We start from the raw sequence: 3867 nt of genomic DNA on the forward strand, positions 1-3867 counted from the left end.
CTCCGCCAACAGTGCCTTTTCGTGCTGCGAGCCGAACTCGGTCGCGGCGATGCTTTGCACGATGCGCTGCATCTCAAGGCGCGGCATGATCTTCGCCTCTTCGGCCAGAATGTAGAGCACGCTGATCGGCGTGCGCTTTTTACCGCGCCGTCGCACAATCGCGCGGTTGCCGTTTTTCAGATCCATCACAAACACCCGGCGCTGGTCGCGCAGGGGCCGGGGTCTGCCGGATTTCGGGATAAGCCCGCGTTTATTGCGCCGCGCCTGCTCGGTCGGCACTGCGACGCCCGCCGCCCGCGCCGGGGTTTTCACCCCGCCGGTTTCGTGCAGCACCATATAATCGGCCTTGTGGGTCAGGTAGACCGCCGCTTCAAGGTCAGTCTTCTTTGCCGCCGCAATGCGCACTTGGTTCTGCGTGAAGCGGTTCCGCAGAATAAACGCCGCCGCCATATTCTCCCTCACCGCCGCCTGCCCGGCCTGGGCCGTGCGGGTAAGGGCGAGCGCCGTTGCGAAGGGAAATTTTTTCACCAGGTTATCCAGCAGGCGCGGCGCATCGCCGGTCACGTTGATTTTCCCGTCGATCATGTCAGCCCCCGCCCCTCGTCCGTCACCACAACCACCGGCCCGCCCGAAGCATCCCGATCCGGTTCCGCCAGCTTGCGCCAGTAGAGCGGGTCGAGATGCCACGCATTGCCGATCAGCCGCCCTTCAATATGCAGGGTTTCCGGCTCCACCCGCCCCGGCTCCAGCCGGTTCGGGATGCCGTCGATTTCCGCTTTGCGGAGGATCTTCAACAGCAACACTTGCCCCGCGCTGGGCGGGGCGAAGTCTGCCCAATCGGGCATCACGAACGGCATAGATCACCTCAATAGGGGCGCGCGCCTGCCCGGCCCCCGCCCCGCTGCATCCAAGAGGATTGCACTGTTCGGCGTAGCGGCACCCCCGACGCCTTCGGGCGCGGGGGCGGCAGCGGCGGGACTTCGTCGGTTACATCGGTTTCGAAGGCCGAAAGCCAAGCGGGCAATTCTGCCAGCCCAGGTTTACCACCCAGAACTTGATCTAATCCCGCAAGATTATAACCCTCTAGATCAAAGCTTTCATTTCGCACCCGCACCTGATGCCACTTACCGCCAACAAACTGTTCGGCGGTCAATTCCAAAAATACTTTGGGCGAAAGATGCCTGGACAGGTGGATATAATTCGGCCCTGGCGTTTTACGCTTGAGACGCCCGTAGACAATGCCTTTCAGCTTGTCCACGTTCAGCAGCAGCACGCGGGTATCGCCCCCCGCCACCCGTTGCATCGAGAGGCGTTTATCGGGGTTGCTGGGGCGGATCAGCGGCAGATTCTTGCCGTGATCGCCCTTAATCAGCATCACCCGCCGGTCGGAGAAACCGCGTTCGCGCATTTTGGCCCGAAACGCTTTCGCATTCGTACTCACGCCATCCTCGCCGCCCGTATCGATGACCACGCAGGCAGGCACCAACCCCCGTTCAGGGTTTGTGGCCAACGGATACGCGCGGGTCCAAATCGGCCCGAGCAGATCCCAATCTTCGGGATAGGAGGCAGGGGAAACACTGCGATCTCCCGTCACTTCAATGGCGTAACGGTCGATAATCCAGCTTTCCTCGCCCGCGCCCCAAGCCTTCACCATCACCTCAAAACTTTTGCCCTGCACATCCACCGCCGCCGTGACTAGCCGCGCATTCGTCGGGACTATTTTCAGCGGATAATCTTCGGCGCGCGCTTGCAGCGCGATCTCGTCAAGGATTTCACCATCGCTCTCAAGCTTCGATTCGTAAATCTCGGCAAGGTCAAGCTGGTGGTAGGTCTTTAGGGCGTTCTCGTCGCCCGACCGCTCAAAGTCTTCCTCCGCCGCCAACTGCTTGCGCGCCAGCGCCTGCCAGGTCACGAAAGCCGATTGAAACCCTGATAGCCAAAAACTATCAATCGGGCTGCGCGGCGCACGCCCCGAAACCCGCCCGGCGGCATCGATCGTTTCACCCCAAGCGACCCAGCCATAGTTATCGGCCTCGCCCGCCCGCGCCAGCATCCCCGCCTTGTCGGTTTCGAGTATGATTTCCTTGCAGTGCGGGCACACCAGCCCGCAGGCGATCACCTCATCCGACGCCCGCGATTCCGGCTCGATGTAAAAATCTTCCTTCATCGGCGTGTGCCATTCGCCGCAGTGCGGGCACGGCCAATAAAAGCGCCGCATGGTGCCGCGCATGTAGCGCGCCAGAATGCCCGTGGTCGGCGGGGCATGGTGGCGGCTTTCAAGATTAAGCCGCGCCTGCCCGTTGCTGCGCTTCACCGGCTTCTTTGGGCTGCTCTCGACAAACAGTTTGCCCGCCGCCCCAAAGGTGGCCACGCGCTTTTGAAACAGGTCAACCGGATCGCCTTCGCCGTCCAGATCATCGACCATCGAATCGCGTTCAGACATCCACACGCGCGGGGCGTTTTTGGAGGCGGCTTTGGAGCCCGTCGCCCACAGCAACGTCGCCAGCATCCCCCGAAACTCATACTGAAATTTCGAGTTCTTTTCGAGCCGGTCAAATACGGCCCGCGTTGAATTCACCAAGCGCTGCATGCGGCGCACGGCGAAATCTTCCACCTGATCCTTTTCATCCAGCACGATCAGCATATCAGCGGGATCAAAGGCGACCGATTTAGTTAGCCAGTTCAGGCCGATTTCAGTTTTTCCCGATTGCCCAGGGCCGACGAAAATCGTTTCGCCGTAAGCGGGATCGTCAAGGCTCGCCATCGGCCCCATCAGGTAAGGGGCCATCGCATTGCGCCACGGGCCGCTATACCCCCCCGCAGGGTTATCCAGCATCCGCACTTTTTCGGCGGCGGCGGGAACGGTGATGGCTTGCGGCGGGGCAATCAACCACGCCAGACCGGCGCGGACGTGCGCGGGGCTGGCGTAGGTTATCGGCTGCATCGTTAGTGCATTTCCTCTGGCTCTGTGGGCCGCATATCAGGGTCGGCAATCTGCAAAGCAAGCTCGCGCAACAGCGCCCGCACGTCTGCATCCACGGTCGCCGCTTGGCTGGGCGTCAACCCTGCCGACCGAACCAGCATCACCGGCAGCGACAACAGCCGCTGCCGCAGTCTCGAAAACAGGGCGGTGTAATCCGCGCGCACATCCTCAACAGGGATAAGCTTGCCGCGCTGCTGTTCCAGCTTGTCTTGCAGCAGCGCCCCTTGCAGCGCCTCGATGCGCGCCTTGCCGCTCAGCCCAGGGGCCACGCCCTCAATCTCAGCCGCCGCCCCGCCCGTGAGTTCCATCGATAACTGAGTAAGGTCCGCCGCCCGCGCTGCCGCCGCCGCTTCCTCTTTCTCAATCTCGCCCCGATACCAAGCGATTACCGCCTCGGCATCAAACTGGTAGGCCCTCCCATTGCTTCCCCGCTGAAAGATCGGCATCCCCCGATCCATGTAACGGTCAAACGTGGGCAGTGACATTTCTAATAGCTTTGCCATTTCCGCGCGATTGACGATCCGCTCAGACATAGCAACCTCTTGAAACATAATAATAAATAGAAACAGAATGCCAAAAAATCAAACAAAACCCCAAACCCAGCGCGGTCTCCCGTTACCCGTGCCTGACGGGTTGCCGGGAAGGACCCGCGCAATAAAAAACCCCGCTGCGAGAGCGAGGTTTTCTAAATCTGATTTAGGATGAGTAAAGGTATGTCAAATCAGAATTGGAAAGTCAACAGTTTCAATTCACTGCCATGGACGCGCCAAAACAGCGGGAAGCGCTGGGCGGTGATCAATAAGGCCGCCCGTCACTGACAGCGCGCTCCAAACCCGCATCAAACCATCAAACCATTGTGTGTAAATATCCTGTAGACCCTCGAC

At 60.5% G+C, this 3867-nt stretch carries 4 protein-coding genes; all 4 read right to left on the reverse strand.

Annotated features, from left to right (window positions below):
* Window positions 1–585 (reverse strand): phage tail protein (locus ACIQ36_RS19065; RefSeq protein WP_395832300.1); only part of this gene is annotated, 585 nt, incomplete at its 3' end.
* A complete protein-coding gene (locus ACIQ36_RS19070) occupies window positions 582–857 on the reverse strand; it encodes a hypothetical protein (protein ID WP_395832302.1) in 276 nt (91 codons plus the stop codon). The genes ACIQ36_RS19065 and ACIQ36_RS19070, both read right to left, overlap by 4 nt.
* Before the next feature lie 8 nt (window positions 858–865).
* Window positions 866–2944: a terminase gpA endonuclease subunit gene (locus tag ACIQ36_RS19075; protein WP_395832304.1), complete on the reverse strand. Its 2079-nt coding sequence runs from the start codon at window positions 2942–2944 to the stop codon at window positions 866–868.
* Window positions 2945–2946: 2 nt separating this feature from the next.
* A complete protein-coding gene (locus tag ACIQ36_RS19080) occupies window positions 2947–3516 on the reverse strand; it encodes a hypothetical protein (protein WP_395832306.1) in 570 nt (189 codons plus the stop codon).
* Window positions 3517–3867 lie beyond the last annotated feature (351 nt).

The organism is Elstera sp. (assembly GCF_044372965.1).
GTDB lineage: Bacteria > Pseudomonadota > Alphaproteobacteria > Elsterales > Elsteraceae > Elstera.

Excerpts from the sequence above, each read along its gene's own strand:
- ACIQ36_RS19075 (WP_395832304.1), bottom strand. The coding sequence starts at position 2,944 with ATGCAGCCGATAACCTACGCCAGCCCCGCGCACGTCCGCGCCGGTCTG.
- ACIQ36_RS19070 (WP_395832302.1), bottom strand. The coding sequence starts at position 857 with ATGCCGTTCGTGATGCCCGATTGGGCAGACTTCGCCCCGCCCAGCGCG.
- ACIQ36_RS19080 (WP_395832306.1), bottom strand. The coding sequence starts at position 3,516 with ATGTCTGAGCGGATCGTCAATCGCGCGGAAATGGCAAAGCTATTAGAA.